General features: G+C 59.9%; 13 protein-coding genes and 1 pseudogene. 12 read left to right on the top strand and 2 right to left on the bottom strand.

All coding sequences use genetic code 11. The features are described from left to right. The first annotated feature begins 196 nt into the window (after positions 1-196). Positions 197-1,222 carry an NAD(P)H-dependent flavin oxidoreductase gene (locus tag QDX22_RS10520; protein ID WP_199445898.1) on the top strand — a complete coding sequence of 342 codons (1,026 nt, stop codon included), beginning with the start codon at positions 197-199 and terminating at the stop codon, positions 1,220-1,222. 8 nt (positions 1,223-1,230) lie between these two features. Here QDX22_RS10520 and QDX22_RS10515 read toward each other — a convergent pair whose 3' ends face one another. Next, positions 1,231-1,752, bottom strand: coding sequence for a type 1 glutamine amidotransferase domain-containing protein (locus QDX22_RS10515; RefSeq protein ID WP_110099914.1), 522 nt, complete (start codon positions 1,750-1,752; stop codon positions 1,231-1,233). A 185-nt stretch (positions 1,753-1,937) separates the two neighbouring features. On the opposite strand from QDX22_RS10515, the gene QDX22_RS10510 reads away from it, so the two are divergent. The 8 genes from QDX22_RS10510 (at position 1,938) to QDX22_RS10475 (ending at position 12,257) form a co-directional block, all read left to right on the top strand. Continuing rightward, positions 1,938-4,703, top strand: coding sequence for a DNA polymerase III subunit gamma and tau (locus QDX22_RS10510; RefSeq protein ID WP_110101238.1), 2,766 nt, complete (start codon positions 1,938-1,940; stop codon positions 4,701-4,703). Positions 4,704-4,739: 36 nt separating this feature from the next. Further along, positions 4,740-5,354, top strand: a complete 615-nt coding sequence (gene recR, locus QDX22_RS10505) for a recombination mediator RecR (RefSeq protein ID WP_110099912.1) — start codon at positions 4,740-4,742, stop codon at positions 5,352-5,354. Between the two features lie 172 nt (positions 5,355-5,526). Next, on the top strand, positions 5,527-6,813 hold the full coding sequence (locus QDX22_RS10500) for an aspartate kinase (protein WP_110099911.1): 1,287 nt from the start codon (positions 5,527-5,529) through the stop codon (positions 6,811-6,813). 176 nt (positions 6,814-6,989) lie between these two features. Continuing rightward, complete coding sequence (locus QDX22_RS10495) at positions 6,990-7,898, top strand: 3-methyladenine DNA glycosylase (RefSeq protein WP_110101239.1); 909 nt, start codon at positions 6,990-6,992, stop codon at positions 7,896-7,898. After that, complete coding sequence (locus tag QDX22_RS10490) at positions 7,895-9,307, top strand: sensor histidine kinase (RefSeq protein WP_110101240.1); 1,413 nt, start codon at positions 7,895-7,897, stop codon at positions 9,305-9,307. The genes QDX22_RS10495 and QDX22_RS10490 overlap by 4 nt, the downstream gene beginning before the upstream one ends. Next, a complete protein-coding gene (locus QDX22_RS10485) occupies positions 9,304-10,029 on the top strand; it encodes a response regulator (protein ID WP_110101241.1) in 726 nt (241 codons plus the stop codon). The genes QDX22_RS10490 and QDX22_RS10485 overlap by 4 nt, the downstream gene beginning before the upstream one ends. 111 nt (positions 10,030-10,140) lie before the next feature. Beyond that, the gene (locus QDX22_RS10480) at positions 10,141-11,121 is read left to right on the top strand and encodes an ABC transporter ATP-binding protein (RefSeq protein ID WP_110101242.1); all 981 of its coding nucleotides are present in this window, start codon (positions 10,141-10,143) and stop codon (positions 11,119-11,121) included. After that, a complete protein-coding gene (locus QDX22_RS10475) occupies positions 11,118-12,257 on the top strand; it encodes an ABC transporter permease (RefSeq protein WP_110099165.1) in 1,140 nt (379 codons plus the stop codon). Before QDX22_RS10480 ends, QDX22_RS10475 begins: the two co-directional genes overlap by 4 nt. Before the next feature lie 290 nt (positions 12,258-12,547). On the opposite strand, the gene QDX22_RS10470 is transcribed toward QDX22_RS10475, so the two are convergent. Continuing rightward, complete coding sequence (locus QDX22_RS10470) at positions 12,548-13,093, bottom strand: hypothetical protein (protein ID WP_199445899.1); 546 nt, start codon at positions 13,091-13,093, stop codon at positions 12,548-12,550. A gap of 167 nt (positions 13,094-13,260) precedes the next feature. Here QDX22_RS10470 and QDX22_RS10465 point away from each other — a divergent pair. The 3 genes and pseudogenes from QDX22_RS10465 (at position 13,261) to QDX22_RS10455 (ending at position 16,765) form a co-directional block, all read left to right on the top strand. Then, a pseudogene (locus QDX22_RS10465) lies at positions 13,261-14,570 on the top strand (ISL3 family transposase). A 183-nt stretch (positions 14,571-14,753) separates the two neighbouring features. Continuing rightward, complete coding sequence (locus QDX22_RS10460) at positions 14,754-15,092, top strand: DUF4212 domain-containing protein (protein ID WP_110099164.1); 339 nt, start codon at positions 14,754-14,756, stop codon at positions 15,090-15,092. Next, positions 15,089-16,765, top strand: a complete 1,677-nt coding sequence (locus tag QDX22_RS10455; protein WP_110099163.1) for a sodium:solute symporter family protein — start codon at positions 15,089-15,091, stop codon at positions 16,763-16,765. The genes QDX22_RS10460 and QDX22_RS10455 overlap by 4 nt, the downstream gene beginning before the upstream one ends. The last annotated feature ends 590 nt before the right edge of the window (positions 16,766-17,355 follow it).

The raw sequence follows: 17,355 nt of genomic DNA, 5'->3' as shown, positions 1-17,355 counted from the left end.
CCTTGACTCAAGCCTCTTCACATTTAAGCCCCTTAGAGTTGATATCAACCTCTTCAAGGTGTGAGTGATGAGAGGTGGCCCGGATGCGATACCATCCGGGCCACTTTTTTGTTGCGCAAATTCAAACAACACGACAAGCCGCATTACCACAGCCTCGTGACATATGGTGAAAATCACTTACACTAGTCAGCGGGGCATGGGCTCTGCAAAGCGCCAAGCTCACCCCCGAAAGAGCTCAACCAAGGGAGAAAAAGCCGTGACGGTAGTCGAAGATCTCAAAGCGAACATGACGTTGCCAGTCATCGGTGCACCCCTGTTCATTATTTCGAATCCGAAACTGGTCATTGAACAGTGTCGCAATGGCGTTATCGGATCGTTTCCAGCCTTGAATGCCAGGCCACAGGAACAGTTTGAGGTCTGGCTTGACGAGATCGAAACGACACTGGCTTCCCTCAAAGAACAAGAGCCAGAACGTCGCATTGCTCCTTATGCGGTGAATTTGATCGTCCACCCCACGAACAAGCGCCTCCAGGACGATCTTGGCGTCTGTGTCAAGCACCGAGTTCCGATCGTGATCACGTCTTTGCACGCTCCCACCGAGGTCGTCAAAGTAGTCCACGACTATGGAGGATTAGTTTTCCACGATGTCACCACCGTTCGGCACGCACGTAAAGCTATCGAGGCCGGCGTCGATGGGCTGATCCTGGTCTGTGCAGGTGCGGGTGGTCACGCAGGAGCTACCAGCCCGTTTGCTTTGGTCCCTGAAATTCGTCGTTTCTACGACGGGCCGATTGCACTGTCCGGTTCTGTTGCCTCCGGACAATCTATTCTCACCGCCGAAGTGCTGGGCGCAGATTTTGCCTATGTCGGCACGAAGTTCATTGCTGCCACGGAAGCGAACGTGCCCGATGCGTATCAGCAGATGGTGCTCGATTCTGCTGCCGCAGATGTCGTCTACACCTCGGCTTTCACGGGCGTTGCCGGAAACTACCTGAAGCCCAGTATCACCGCTGCCGGCCTAGACCCCGACCACCTGGCTGAACGAGACTCCTCCACAATGGATTGGAATGACGGTGGCGCGAAAGCCTGGAAAGATATCTGGGGTTCCGGCCAAGGCGTGGGACAAATTGACGCCGTGGCGCCGGCCGCATCCATCATCGGCGCCCTCGCCGAGCAGTACCACCAGCACAAAGCACTGGTGGCACAGCAACTTAGTGAGTAACCACGTGATTACCCGAGTTTGTTGACAATCTCGCGGTTAAAGGCGTCCAGATCTGCCGGAGTGCGCGAGGAGATGAGCTTGCCATCGACGACAACCTCCTCGTCCACCCAGGTTGCCCCGGCGTTGCGCAGATCGGTTTTCAGTGAGGGGAAGCTCGTGAGCTTCCGACCCTGGAGTACCTCAGCATCGGTCAGAATCCATGCGCCGTGGCAAATTGCGGCCACGAGTTTGTTCTGGTCGAAAAACCCGCGAGTGAAAGCCACAGCGTTTTCATCCAGACGGATCGCATCAGCATTGCCGGTGCCACCCGGTAGAACGAGAGCATCGAAATCCTCTGCCTTCGCCTGGGCCACCTCAAGGTCAACCGGCTGGGCGTGGGCACCTTCTTTACCGGATACTTCCTGCTGCTTCGGAGAAACCAGCACGGGCTCAGCCCCTGCTTCGGCTACAGCTTTCCAGGGTTCCGTCAATTCTGAAGGCTCATAGTTGTCAGTGACCAAAAAAGCAACACGCTGTGCCACGAGAATCAGTGACTCCTTTCGCGACGTTGTTCACGATATCCCGATGGATTGTCGATGCATTTGTCGTGCAGGTTTGAGATCCTGTTGCTCCCTTTTAACGCAAGTACTTCTCGACGGTCTCGTCAAGGGGATACGATCGATGCGGATTCGGTCAGCTACACACTTTTGGCTGACAGCGACTAAGGTGTACTGATGTGACCACCGCCTTATACCGTCGCTACCGTCCGGACACATTTGATGATGTGATCGGTCAGGAACATGTGACCGAGCCGCTGAAGAACGCGCTGAGCAAAAATAAGGTCAACCACGCCTATCTGTTCTCCGGTCCACGCGGTTGTGGCAAGACCACCTCGGCCCGTATTTTGGCCCGTTGCTTGAACTGTGTCCAGGGGCCCACGCCGGTGCCCTGTGGCGAGTGCGATTCCTGTCGCGAGCTAGCCACCGGTGGTCCGGGCTCCCTGGACGTGATCGAGATTGACGCGGCCTCTCACGGCGGTGTAGATGATGCACGTGACCTGCGGGAACGTGCGACGTTTGCTCCCACCCGGGACCGCTACAAGATCTTTATTGTCGACGAGGCACACATGGTCTCCTCTGCTGGTTTCAACGCGCTGTTGAAGATCGTGGAGGAACCACCCGAGCACATCAAGTTTATTTTTGCCACCACCGAGCCAGATAAGGTCATCGGCACCATCCGCTCGCGGACTCATCACTACCCGTTCCGACTGGTTCCCCCCGAACCGCTGATGAACTATCTGGAGTCGCTGGCCGGACTCGAACACATTGCGATTGCGCCCGGAGTCTTATCCTTGGTGGTTCGAGCCGGTGGCGGTTCAGTGCGCGACACGCTCTCGGTACTCGACCAGCTCATTGCCGGAGCCACCGAGGAAGGCGTCAGTTATGAGCTCGCTGTGAACCTGTTGGGGTTCACCCCCGAGTCCTTATTAGATGATGTCGTCGATTCCCTGGCAGCCCAAGACTCCGAAACGTCCTTTCAAGTCATCGACCGGGTGATCCAATCCGGGCAGGACCCGCGTCGCTTCGTGGAAGATCTCCTGGAACGGTTGCGCGACGTGGTAATCGTCAAAGCCATGGCCGAGAATGCTGGAAGTGTGTTGCATGGCGTCTCTGAGGACCAGATCCGTCGCCTTAATGCCCAAGCCGCCCAGATGGGAGCCGCTGAGCTTTCGCGAGCCGCGGACATCACCGCAAAGGCCCTGACTGAAATGGTCGGGGCAACCTCGCCCAAACTTCACCTGGAGCTGTTGGTCGCGCGACTGATGTTGCCCTCGATCGATGAGACCCAGCAGGGCCTGGCTGCCCGGATTGAACGCATTGAGCGCCGTTTGGACTACGGCGCAGCGCCCCCTGCTGCCCCAACCGGGGCAGTTGAGTCGACAGCTAGCGGTGCATCCGCCACTGCGGCCACTGCTGGCAATACCACCACCTCTGGGGCCGCCCTGGCGCGGGCTACTCTGCGCGGGAATGCCGGCGACGAGCAACAACCGGAACCTGCTCCCAGCGACCAACCCCAGCAGTCGGAACCACCACAAGCGCCACCCCAGCACACTCAGCCGGACCAGTCGGCTGAGCCGCGTCAGCCCAGCCCGGACCAAGGCAGTTCCCGGGTGGAAATGGTTCGTCGCGCGTGGCCGGAGGTGATCAACTATCTCGAACAACATTCACGCCTGATGTGGATGACATTTAAAGACAACGCGGGCATTGCCGGCTTTAATGGCACCACGTTGACGATCGGCTTCCGGAATGACGGGGCCAAGCACACCGCCCAAAAGCGTGGTGGTGAACAGATCATTGCCCAGGCCTACCAGCAGATTCTGGGCCTTGAACCTCAGGTGGACTTAGTGGTCGGATCAGATACGGCCACCCCATCGGTTGCGGCCCCCAACTCCGGCGGTAGTGGTGGCGGTGGTGCCGACCCAAAAGCTGAAAGCCGCCCGACGCCGGCGGCAGAGACCCCAGCAGTGACGTCCACCGAGGTCTCTGCGCCCCCGGCGCCACAGACTCCCACGCGATCTGCTCCAGCGCGCGAGTCGGGCCAGGAACCTCCGTCCGCAGAGACTGGTCAGAACGAGCGCCCCGGGGCGCCGGACCAGACGCCTGTGCACACCGGATCGGCCGTCTCCGACTACCAGCCCAGTGCCGAAGAACTTGCTGAACTCGCCGAAGACGAGCAGGCCCCTGTGGCCTGGGACGAAATACCCGACGAGGGTGAGACATCCCCCGCACCTCACCAGTCCCCACAGCAGCAACCCGCCCCCGCACCGCCACAGGCAACTCAGTCCGCCTCCGAGCCGGTTGCTGAGGACGGCTACGCCGGATTCATCCCTACCCCAGATCCAGCCACCAAGCCCAAGGTCCCTTTCTTCGCCAAACCCGAGGCTGAACTTCGCGCAGAGTTCCAGGAACGTTTCGGGGATTTGATCCCGACCTATCCCCCCAAGACCCCCGATTCCTCTACGCCGAGGCAAGATTCAGCCTCTCCTGCTCCGCCGAGCGCTCACGCGCCAGACACCAATCGCCCCGGCACCCAGAACACCACCGATACTGACCCCGGCTCCGCAGAGACCACCACTACACCCCAGGCTGCGGAATCCGCGCCCGGTGAAGACACCCAAAACTCTTCCCGGCCGTCAATGTTCCAGCAGATGATGAACCAGTACCGGAAAAACACGGCACATAACACCGTCGCGTCTTCCCCGGTCCATCCCCCCGCTCCTTCACCGCAACAGCACCCCCACCAGGACCCGAGCGATCGCCACCCCGAACCAGCCACTCACGACGAGCCGGCACCAGTAGCCTGGAACGAAGAGGTTGCCAGCGAGGATGACGTTCTCGTTGAGGACTCCGGCCTTGTCGGACGCCCGGTGCTAGAGCGCATCCTCAACGCCCGGCTCGTGGAAGAACTCAACCCCGACGGCACTCCGAAGTTCTCATCCTGATCGCTTACCACCAGCTCAACCAAAGAAGGTCCCATCGTGTATGACGGCGCCATCCAAGACTTGATGGACGAACTGGGCCGACTACCCGGTATCGGCCCGAAGTCTGCCCAACGCATTGCCTTCCACATCTTGGAGGCCGATGCCGAGGAGATGCTGAAACTCGCCGATGCCATCCGCGTGGTCAAGGAAAAGATTCAACTCTGCTCGGTCTGTTTCAATGTCACCGAACACGAGATCTGCCCGATCTGCGCCGATGAGTCTCGTGATCGCGGACTGCTATGTGTGGTGGAGGAATCCCAGGATGTGCTGGCCATCGAGCGCACTCGCACCTTCCACGGTCGCTATCACGTTTTAGGCGGAGCGATTAACCCCATCGGTGGAGTGGGACCCGAGCAACTCCACGTCCGCGAGTTGCTCTCCCGACTACAAGACGACACCATCCAAGAGGTCATCATTGCCACCAACCCCAACTTGGAAGGCGAAGCCACCGCAACGTACCTGACTCGCATGCTCGCTGCCACCGGGATCACCATCTCCCGGTTGGCGTCGGGCTTGCCGGTGGGTGGAGATCTAGAATATGCCGATGAAGTCACGCTGGGCCGAGCCTTCGAAGGCCGCCGTCGCTTGGGAGAATCCCCCTCACAAGAGTGATACAGGTCATCACCTCGCATGTCTCAGCTCACAACTCAGCCACGAACATACCCCCAATTCGCAATATTTCACCCGTATCTGCTTAATTACACCTTTTTTCAGGTGCGCTGGGGTGGCATCCTCCGTACACTTAATGTCTTGTTAGCACGCACATCAATCGCGAAAGTTCTCAATGAGTCTTATCGTTCAAAAATACGGCGGCTCTTCGGTTGCCGATGCCAAATCCATCCAACGGGTAGCACGTCGTGTTGCCGACACCCAAAAATCTGGGAACCAAGTGGTCGTGGTGGTCTCCGCCATGGGAGACACCACCGATGACCTGCTGGACCTCGCCGATAAAATTTCTCGTCAAGCCCCAGTGCGCGAAATGGATATCCTCCTCTCGGCCGGCGAGCGCATTTCCATGTCCCTGCTGGCCATGGCCGTACACGAACGCGGTATCACGGCCCGTAGCTTCACCGGTTCTCAGGCCGGTATGCTCACCGACACCCAGCACGGGGATGCCCGGATCGTGCAGGTCAACCCCTACCGCATTAAAGAAGCCGTCGATGAGGGCGATGTTGCCATTGTGGCCGGTTTCCAGGGCATGAGCCCTGAATCCAAAGACATCACCACCATGGGACGCGGTGGTTCCGATACCACGGCGGTGGCTTTGGCGGCAGCATTGCGGGCCGACGCCTGCGAGATCTACACCGATGTTGATGGCGTGTACTCCGCAGACCCCCGCGTGGTGCCCACCGCGAAGAAAATCCACGAAATCTCCTCCGAGGAAATGCTGGAAATGGCGGCCTCAGGATCGAAGATCCTGCACTTGCGCTCGGTGGAATATGCCCGCCGCTTTGGTGTGAAACTCCACGTCCGCTCCTCATTTTCCCACCATCAAGGAACGTGGGTCATCCCCGATCCAGCCGATTCGATCCACCTGAAGGAAGGCGAACCCTTGGAACAACCCATCATTGCCGGTATTGCTCACGATCGATCCGAAGGTAAAGTCACCGTCATCGGTGTACCCGACGTGCCGGGTAAGGCCGCCGAGGTCTTCCACGTCGTGGCCAAGACCAACACCAATATCGATATGATCGTCCAGAACGTCTCGCGTGCCGGCTCCGGTCGTACCGATATTTCCTTCACCATCCCCAAGGATCAGGGCGACGAGGCATTGCGGGCCCTGCGCGAGGCGCAGGAGGACATCGGTTTCGAGGACACGCTGTTCAATAAGAACATCGGTAAGGTCTCCCTGGTCGGTGGCGGTATGCGCTCCAACCCCGGGATCTCCGCCCGGTTCTTCGACGCACTGCACAACGCCGGCGCCAACATCGACTTGATTTCGACCTCCGAGATCCGCATCTCGGTGATCACCGCTGCCGAGAAGCTCGATGACGCGATCAAGGCGATCCACACCGAGTTCGACCTCGACGCCGAAGAAGAAGCCACCGTCTACGCTGGCACCGGCCGCTAACACCGGTCCCGCCAGTGGCGCTAAGAGGTTAAGACCTCAACACAGCAAGACGTCACGGCAACTGACCACACGTGATGGCCGGTCCACCACCCCGGGTACTCACCCGGTGGCGGACCGGCCTGTTTCACTCCCGCGGGGGATGACCCACCTCGCAGTGATCTTCTAGACTGTCACCCATGCACACAGCCACCAGCCCCGGAACCCTGACGGTGGTGGATGCCGAGGACTATCGGGCCCGATCCACCGCACACAGCCAGCGCATCACCGAGCTGACCCGGGAACTTTTCGAGCTCCGCGCGGCCGGGATCAAACACCCGATCTTCGACTTCATGTTCTCCTACTATTCCTTCACCGCCGGAGCGCTGAAGCGCTGGCATCCGGGTCCCCACGCTGTGTTGCTCCCCGATCACACCGGTCAGGCCCCCGACCATGCTGACTACCCGCACTACCGGTATGACTCAGACTGGGGTGGGTACCGCGTGGATACCGACTCTTTTCGTGCCAAGCGCCAGACCGCCATCAATGTCACGGTCAATCTGCTCGCCGCCACACTACCCCGCCGGGCCCAGCTGAGCTGTTTTGGTCTGCACGAGTGGGCGATGGCCTACCGTTCGGACCGCCACGGGATTCGGCACGCCCAGCTACCGTTGCGACTCGGAGCATCCGGTACCGACGAGGTGGTGGAATCCCACAAGATCACGTGCACCCACTTTGATGCCTACCGGTTCTACGCGCCCGAGGCCAAACCGCTCAACCAGTTCAGGCCCACCCGCAAGCGCGCACCCGAACTAGAACAGCCCGGCTGTCTGCACGCCAATATGGATCTCTACCGTCACAGCTACAAGATGGTGCCACTGGTGGATTCGGATCTGATGGCCGAGACGTTCGAGCTGGCCTGGCAGATCCGGGTGATGGATATGCGCGCCTCGCCCTATGACCTCTCCGACTGGGGTCTGGACCCCATCCGCATCGAGACCCGGGACGGCAAAGCCGAATACACCCGCTTGCAGAAAGAGTTTTCCGAGCGCGCTCAGGTGTTGCGTGCCCGTCTGCTCGAGGTACTGACCCCCTGGAGCACGCTGTGACCGAATCCGCCGAGCACCGCCGCGACCTTCCGCCCCACTGGCTACGCACCGACGCACTGATCGGTGCCGGCTTAGTGATCATCGGGCTAATCTTTACCGCGTTATCGCATCGCTCGGGACTGCTCGAGACCATGGGATTCACCACCTGGGGCACCTATCTCAGCGTGCCGTTGCTGGCTTTACCCATGATCCTCTACCGGCGCTTCCCCTGCACGGTAGCCAGCTACCTGGCGGTGGCGGCCATCGTGTTCAATCACACCATCGGCGTGGAGGTGTACTCGTACCAGATCGTGCTCTTTGTGAGTTTCTACGGGGTCGGGGCCTGGTCGAATGATCGCCGGCGCGCCCTATGGGTCCGGGTTGGGATTATCGGACTGATCCTCGCGTGGCTGATCGCGACCTCGATCCAGGCCATCACCCAGGCCCAAGCCACGGGTGCGGACCTCTATCAGACCCTCACCGCGCTGGGATCCCAATGGTTGGTCAACGCAATCTTCTATTTCTTGGCCTGGATCTTCGGGAACTCCTCCTGGCAGGGCGCAATCGCCCACAACCAGCTCCATCTCGCCCATCAGAAGCTCTCGACGGCCCACCGCGAGCTTCACGAGGCGCAACAACAACTGGCGGCCTCGGCCGTGCACGCCGAACGGATGCACATTGCCCGTGAACTACACGACGTCGTCGCCCACCACGTGACCGTGATGGGCATTCATGCCTCCGCGGCCCGGCGTAGCCTGGACACATCAGCCAAGGGCAGTACCGACAGCACCGGCAATGTCGCTGGAGTCGAGCAATTGCGTGCCATCGAGACCGCCGCACAGCAGACCATCGCCGAGTTGCGGGCCCTGGTCTACACACTGCGCGACCAGCCAGAACACACCGCGCCGCTACCGGATCTCAGTCAGCTTCCCGATCTGGTGCGAACGGCTCATGCCACCTCCCAAACCGTCCGACTAGAAATTATTGAACCCAGCCAGCCCGGTGTCGCCCGCCCCGAGGTCCCCTCCTCGGTGCAGCTGACGCTGTACCGGATCGCCCAGGAAGGCATCAATAACGCCCGCAAACATGCCGGGGCCACCGCCACCGTGGTGGTCCGGTTGCGTTATCTGGCTGATGCGATCGAACTGGAAGTCTCCGATCATAACCAGTCCCCCAGCTCGATGCGTCGGGCTTCTCAGCATACCGGCCTCGCTGAGGGCACCGGGTGCGGGCTGCAAGGGCTCACCGAACGCGTCACCGCGCTGGATGGGACCTTCACCGCCGGACCGAAATCTTCCGGTGGCTGGCTGATTCGAGCCAACATCCCGCTCACCGAGACACCCGCGGATTCGAGCGAGGTAACCACGATCTCCACCGAAGCAACCGAACCGTTCGACGCTCCACCACCGTCCAGGACCCAGCTCGCATGAACACCCCCGATGAACTCGATGAGACCTTGAGCGTCGTGCTGGTCGATGACCAGCCCATGATCCGTACCGGACTGGCCGCGATGATCGCGACCGAACCCCGATTACAGCTGGTGGGTGAAGCAGCCAACGGCGTCGAAGCCATCGAGCTGGTTCGCACCCACCACCCCGATGTGGTGTGTATGGACGTCCGCATGCCGGTGATGGATGGAATCGAAGCCACCCGGGAGATCGCCCGGCTCTCCACGACCAGCTCGGTGCTGATCCTGACCACGTTCGATCGCGACGATTTCTTGTTCGAAACCCTCGAGGCCGGCGCCTCCGGATTCTTGCTCAAGACCGCCGGGGCCGAGGACATTATCGACGCAATCATCACCCTGGGTGATGGGGACGCACTACTGGCCCCGGAAGTTACCGGACGGGTCCTGCAGCGTTTCGCCGGCCAGACCCCCACCGCAGACCAGCCTGACCAGCCGGCCCCCATTACTCGCCCGAAACCGGCTGCCCTGCTCGAAGCCGCCGGACCGGAAGTCCTCAACGAGCTCACCGGGCGAGAAACCGAGATCTTCCACATGCTCATCCAGGGCTATTCCAACCCCGAAATCGCCGAACACCTGGTCGTCGGTGCTGCCACCGTCAAGACTCACGTGTCGCATCTGCTGATGAAACTGCGGGTCAAGGATCGGGTCCACGCAGTGATTTGGGCCTACGAACACCACATCTAGCCCATCTCACTCATCTCGCTCCTCTCAGTCTTCTGGCGCCCGGCCGCAAGTGGTCAAAGTTCACCCAATAGGGGGAGGACGCCCCGGCCACCCGTTTTCTACATTGGTGATATGAGACATCACGACAATGCTCCCCCGCCGGCCGCTGGGGCCTCGGCCGAGTCCGGAATCGTCATCGACAACCTGATCAAGTCCTACGGCACCCGCCAAGTGCTCAAAGAGCTCTCCTTCTCCATCAAACCGGGCCTGATGACCGGTTTCGTGGGAGGTAACGGTGCCGGTAAAACGACCACCATGCGCATCTTGATGGGTGTACTCGACCACGATGGCGGCACCATCACCGTCAATGGTTCCCCCATCGATGCCCGGTACCGCTCTCAAATCGGCTACATGCCCGAAGAACGCGGGCTGTACCCGAAGATGCCGGTCAAAGAACAGCTGGTCTACCTGGCCAAACTCCACGGCGTCGACTCCGCTGCTGCCTCCCACCGTTCCGAGGAGATCCTAGAGCGTCTCGGCCTCGCCTCTCGGGCAAAAGATGATCTGGAAGATCTCTCCCTGGGTAACCAACAGCGCGTCCAAGTCGCCGCCGCGCTGGTCCACGAGCCGGCCGCACTCGTGCTCGATGAGCCGTTCTCCGGACTCGACCCGCAAGCGGTCGAGACCATCCTGGAGGTCCTGCAAGATGTCGCCAGCCGGGGTGCCCCGGTGCTGTTCTCCTCTCATCAACTCGATCTGGTCGAACGACTCTGCGACGAGCTGGTCATCCTCGCCGACGGGCAGGTGGCCGCCAACGGCACCCGCGATCAGCTACTCGAGCAGGCCGAAATTAAGGACTGGAGGTTGCGCACCGATGCCGACACCGGGTGGGCCCGAGAGGTCCCCGGCATCACGGTCACCGAATTCGACGGCGGCGATCTACGCTTCACCGCCGAAAACCCCCAGACCGCCCATCAGTTACTGGCCCAGGCCATCACCCGTGGCACCGTCTTCGAGTTCGGTCCGATCCACCGGAGTTTGCACGAGATCTTCCACGACGTCGTCACCGACCAATCCGATACCGCTGACACCACCCCAGGAGACCACCCATGACCAGCTTGAGCGCGGCCAGCGTTGTGGCCGGACGTGAAATCAAAACCCGCCTGCGGTCCAAAGCCTTTGTGATTACCGGGATCATCTTGATCGCCCTGGTGCTGCTCGGTACGCTCTTCGGACCTCGCGTAGCCGAATCCTTGACCTCCGGTGGTTCCTCGGACACCACCGTAGCCATCTCCCAAGACGTCGTGGACGCCAGCAACACCGCCGAACCCCACGCCGGACTCGATGCGGTCCCCGGGCTTGAGGCCACCACCGTCGAAGACGCCGAGACCGTCACAGACCAGGTGACCTCCGGCGAGGCCGATGCCGGGCTGATCCTGACCGAAGTGACCGACACCAACCCCATGGGTATTGAAGTCCTCTCCCTGGGCGAACCCCCCAGCGCGCTCATCGACGCCCTGTCGATCGCCCCGGAAATCACCATCCTGGAGGATTCCGATGCCCAGAATTTCGCCATCATGTACCTGCTGGGCATGATTTTCGGTCTGGTTTACTTTATGGCGGCCATCCTCTTCGGTCAGACCATGGCCAGCTCCGTGGTCGAAGAAAAACAATCCCGGATCATCGAGATTCTGTTGGCTGCTGTCCCGGCTCGAGCCATCTTGTTCGGCAAGGTACTGGGCAACTCCATTGTCGCTTTCGCCCAGATCGCGCTGATGGCACTGGCCGCGGTCATCGGCATTCTGGTTAATGGCGACGACGAGCAGATGCCGTTGCTCAGTGAACAAATGATCGCTCCGACCCTGTGGTTCGTACTGTTCTTCGCCATTTCGTTTGTCATGGTGGCCGGGATGTACGCCGCGGCCGCCTCGATGGTTTCGCGCAATGAAGACCTTGGTTCCATCTCCACGCCCATCGTGCTCCTGATCTTGGTCCCCTACCTGCTGATTGTCATGTACCCCACCAATACCGCGCTCGTCACGGCGATGAGCTGGATTCCCTTCTCAGCAGTCGTTGCCATGCCGATTCGGGTCTTCACCGGCGAGGCGGCGCTGTGGGAAGTGCTGGGGTCACTGGGGCTGTTAATTCTCACCACCGCGTTGGTATTGGCCTTGGCCACCCGGATCTACCAGAACTCCGTGCTGAAAATCGGCAAAGCCGTCAAGTTCCGGGAAGCCTTGGCCTCCTAAGGCTCGGTGGCAATACCACCCACTGAGATACCGCAAGAGCTACTCATCCGCCGGGGACGACGTCCCTGACAGATGGGTAGCTCTTGGGATTCGCCAGGGCTCGGTCAGGGAGAATGAGACCGATCACTGCGCGCATCGTGGTCGAGATGATCGATGCACTCCAGTCAGTGTGTTGTCATTTCTGGCAGACTAGCAAACACGTGACCAGAGTGCGCACCGACCCCTCGTGTGCTCCGGCGACGATATCGATCCGAGTTTTTGGCAGCACCCACCACCTCCATGTGGTTGATTCACGAAGACCGGATCGAACCGCGTGAAGACGCTGAATCGCGTTGTGGCCAGTGGCGGTACATAGTCCACCCAGCTTTCATCAGGAGAACCGCACCACCAGCGGCCAGTACCAGGCCCATTCCGGGCACGAAAGCACCCCACGCATTCAGCTGAATCGAGTGGGAGACGATATTCCAGCATTGAAGCATCACGATAAGCGCAACGATACCTCCCGGACCTGCCGCATGACCGATAGCCAGTTTGCGACGGGGCACGAAAGCTCCCGCAAACGCCAGGCATCCAACCGCCAACGTGAGAACCCCTGGGCCGTCGGTCCCACGAAGATGGAACGTCTCACCGGTGAGGTCCTCCACCCAGGGCAATGACACCCACGGGAGAAAAGCGGAGATAATGAACATCATTCCGCCGAGCATCATCGGCCAGCTCCCCAGGTGAAAGATTCCCCACCCGTGCGCCTTGCCTGCTTTCAATCGCGCGACGATCCCAGATAAGCCCTGGTCGTCGGCGCCAGCCGATGCAGTCTGTTCTCGTGCGGAGGTGCTCATACCCGGCACTCTACAGTGACACATATCACAGTGTCCAACCATAACCGGCTCTTCGTAATTGAGGGTGTGGATCAGTGATTCCAGGACACGGCGTGGCGCTGCCCGGATAGACGTCGAGGTCTTCCGATGATGGAAGTTCTTACACAGTCCATCCGAAAGACCTCGACGTGTCCAAGCTTACTTTCTCATCTCCTGATCTCACGACGTTCTGCCGGCTCGACTCCCTTGACCTCACGTGCATTGGCCAGCACATCACCGGGCACAAAGCCATTCTGGAATGCCAGCCCAACACTGCCGATGACTGGTGCCGACGGTGTGGCGGACACGGGATCGTCCGCGACACCGTCGTCCGCCGCCTCGCCCACGAACCCTTCGGCCACCGGCCACCACGCTTCACATTCGCCTCCGCCGGTACAAATGCGTCGAATGCGGCCGCGTATGGCGTCAGAACACCACTGCTGCGGCGCCACCACGAGCGAAGATCTCGCGAACCGGCCTCGACTGGGCGCTGCGTGCCCTCGTCATCGACCACGACACCGTGTCCGTGATCGCAGGCAAACTCGCCGTGTCCTGGCACACCGCGAACTCCGCGATCCTCGCGCAGGGACATCGACTGCTGATCGACGACCCGGCCCGGTTCGACGGGGTCAGCGTCATTGGTGTCGACGAACACGTCTGGCGGCACACCAGGCGCGGTGACAAGTACGTCACCGTCATCATCGACCTTACTCCCATCAGCCAGAAAGCAGGCCCGGCACGCCTGCTCGACATGGTGCCCGGACGATCGAAACAGGTGTTCAAGCAATGGTTGAAAGCCCGACCGAAAGACTGGCGTGATGGCATCGACGTCGTCGCGATGGACGGATTCTCCGGCTTCAAAACAGCCTCCGTTGAGGAACTGCCCGAGGCTGTCGAAGTCATGGACCCGTTCCACGTCGTCAAACTCGCCGGTGATGCCCTCGACGAGGTACGCCGCCGCATTCAGCAGGAAACCACCGGGCATCGCGGACGAGCAACAGACCCGTTGTATCGAGCGCGCAGGACTCTGCACACCGGTGCTGATCTGCTCACGGCCAAACAGCAGGAGCGGATCGTAGACCTCTTCGCCGACGCCAACTTCACCGCCGTCGAAGTCACCTGGGCCGTCTATCAAGACATTGTGCGCGCTTACCGAACCAACGACGGCAACGAGGGCAAGAAGCTCTTACAAACAGTCATCGACGATCTGACGACGAATCTGCCGACAGGACTGGCCGAACTCAAGCGGTTAGGACGGACTCTGAAGCGTCGAGCTGCTGATATCCTGGCGTTCTTCACCCGACCGGGAACGTCGAACGGGCCTACCGAAGCGATCAATGGCAGGCTCGAATACCTACGGGGCTCAGCACTCGGCTTCCGCAACCTCACGCACTACATCGCGAGATGTCTGCTCGAGTCCGGCGGCTTCAGACCGGTTCTACACTCTCAATTACGATGAGCCCCATAACCTAGCACTGGGGTGGAAAGCTTACGTGACCCATCAGTCAATGATGACCAGTAGATCTCTTCTTATTTTTTATTGTGACGTAGCGCACACTCAGGTAGTCTCCTTTCAAGCGTTTTTGCCGCATTCCTGAATCTACTGGGCCCGTGCCCACGATCGACGACAAAGGAGCATCACATGTCTGACAAGGCACAAGAAAACCCTTCTTCACACGCTCCGCCTCCGGATAACGGCTGGCGGCAACGCTATTGGAAGAAGAACCTTCGACTGATGATTGTGCTACTGATCATCTGGTTTACCGTTTCATTTGGTTTCGGGATTCTGTTGATCGAGCCTCTGAATAACATCGTGATTCTTGGATTCCCCTTGGGCATGTGGTTTGCCCAGCAGGGTTCGATCTACACCTTCGTGCTCCTGATTCTGGTCTACGCGCTGTGGATGGACCGGCTCGATAGAGAGTTCGGCGTCTCTGAAGTTGACCAGCGCGACGCTCAGCAGGGAGGTCACTCGTCATGAGTTCCTTGGAATTCTGGACATTCTTCTTCCTGATCCTGACCTTCGGTATCTATATCGTCATCGCCTGGCGCTCCCGAGTTAAAGAGACCAAGGAATTCTACGTCGCTTCTCGTGGGGTGCCAACGATAGCCAACGGTGCAGCGGTAGCCGCAGACTGGATGTCAGCGGCTTCCTTCATCGGTATGGCGGGCATGATCGCTTTCCTCGGCTCCGATGGGTCGGTCTACTTGATGGGGTGGACCGGCGGCTATGTTCTGCTAGCCCTGTTGTTGGCCCCGTACCTGCGTAAATGGGGCAAGTTCACTGTCCCGGAATTCGTGGGCGAACGCTACAACGACACGGTCCGGCTCGTGGCAGCTATCTGCGCCATCATCGTTTCCTTCACCTACGTCGTCGGTCAGATGACCGGTGGGGGTGTCGTCTTCTCGCGGTTCCTCGGTCTGGACCCGCAGTGGGCCGTGGTGGCCTGTGCGGCCGTGATTTTCTTCTACGCGGTGCTGGGCGGGATGAAAGGCATCACCTATACTCAGGTGGCGCAGTACGTGGTACTCATCATCGCTTACTTAATCCCCGCGGTGGCCATCTCGCAGTATCTCGGTAACTTTCCAATCCCCCAGATCACTTACGGGCAGATCTTAGAAGAACTCAACATGCTCCGTACGGATTTCGGTCTGCATGAGTTCACCGATGCATTCGCCGGTCGTGAGGGGGGCCAGCTGGATGTGTTTCTAGTCACTCTCTCGCTCATGCTGGGCACCGCTGGTCTGCCACACGTGATCATCCGGTTCTACACCACCAAAACAGTTCGTGGCGCTCGCTTCTCCGCCTTCTGGGCACTGTTCTTCATCTCATTGTTGTACCTGACCGCTCCGGCGATGGGCGCCTTTACCAAGCTCAATCTGCTCCGGGGCGCCCAGGGTTCCGACGAGGACGGCCTTCCGGGATGGATCACACCATGGCAAGAAACCGGACTCGTTGAGGTGAACACCACCGGTGACATTAATTCGGTGTCGAATGTGTCCGGAACGGCGGATCTCGTAGTCTCCAACGACATTTTGGTGCTCGCCTCCCCCGAAATTGGAGGCCTTCCCACCCCCATCGTCGGGTTGATGGCAGCTGGTGGAATGGCGGCAGCGCTTTCCACGGCAGCTGGCCTGCTGTTGGTGATCTCCTCGGCGACCTCCCACGATATTTACTACCGGATGATTTCGAAGGAAAGAGCCTCCGAGAGTCGGCAGATGTTGGTCGGACGCCTGGCCATGGCAGTTGCGGTAGTCATCGCAATCATTGCCGGACTGAATCCTCCGGCGTTTGTGGCCCAGGTAGTGGCCTTCGCCTTCGGACTGGCGGCCGCAACGTTCTTCCCGATCCTGATCTTGGGGATCTTCTGGAAGAATGCCAACGCCATCGGTGCAGCGGTCGGCATGCTCACCGGTTTGGTCTTCAGCGGCGGCTACATGGTCTACACCCTGGAGCTATTCGGCACCCCTGCCAATGAGCCCATCCTGGGTATCTCGCCGGAAGGCATCGGGCCCGTCGGCGCGTTGCTGAACTTCCTGATTACCATTGTGGTCTCAAAACTCACCAGACCTCCCAGCCAGGAAGTTCAGGAGATGGTGGAGTCGATCCGCTACCCCGCCCAGCAACAGCAGAAGGTTCCCGTTAATCGGTAGCCACATCTCAACCCTCAACGCCCTCACTCGCACCACGGCGCTCTCGGGCCAGTTTTCCGAAAGCGTCGTGGTGCCTTATATTCCGGGTTGGCACACCTCGGCCTGACGTTCGCATTTTCGGCATTCCGCAGCCCTTCTTCTACACTCCCGCTCACCAGCAACCCAGCAGCGGGAGCACCTTTCTCTTTCAGAAGCGCCGATCCATGACGAGCCGCTGTAGCAACTCTTCTCTTGAACACCTGCTGGAGTATGCCCGAGCATCGGCACGCACCAACCACACTGATGACGTTCTCACATCGGCCGAACTCTCCCTCGACAGACGAAGCCCAACAATGCTCGTCGTCCAGCTCGATGCGTTACCGCCTTCGGAACCAACCCCTGGAATACTTCGGGAATGCTTGGTGAAAGCGGTGATAGAGGACCGTTACGAGCAGGAACCCGCGGGCGAGGAGCAGCTGGTGGTATCACCGTATGTCACGACACCATGTTTGAGATCTCCGTCGCAACAGAATGGGCCGAACTCTGCGGTCGATCGCGTGCAACACGCTGTTCACGGCTCGGCCAGGCCACCGCCATATGAGGCCTGAAAC

It is taken from the genome of Auritidibacter ignavus (genome assembly GCF_029853775.1).
Lineage (GTDB): Bacteria > Actinomycetota > Actinomycetes > Actinomycetales > Micrococcaceae > Auritidibacter > Auritidibacter ignavus.
Note: the sequence above shows the minus strand (reverse complement) of the source record. Positions and strands in the feature narration are given on the sequence as shown.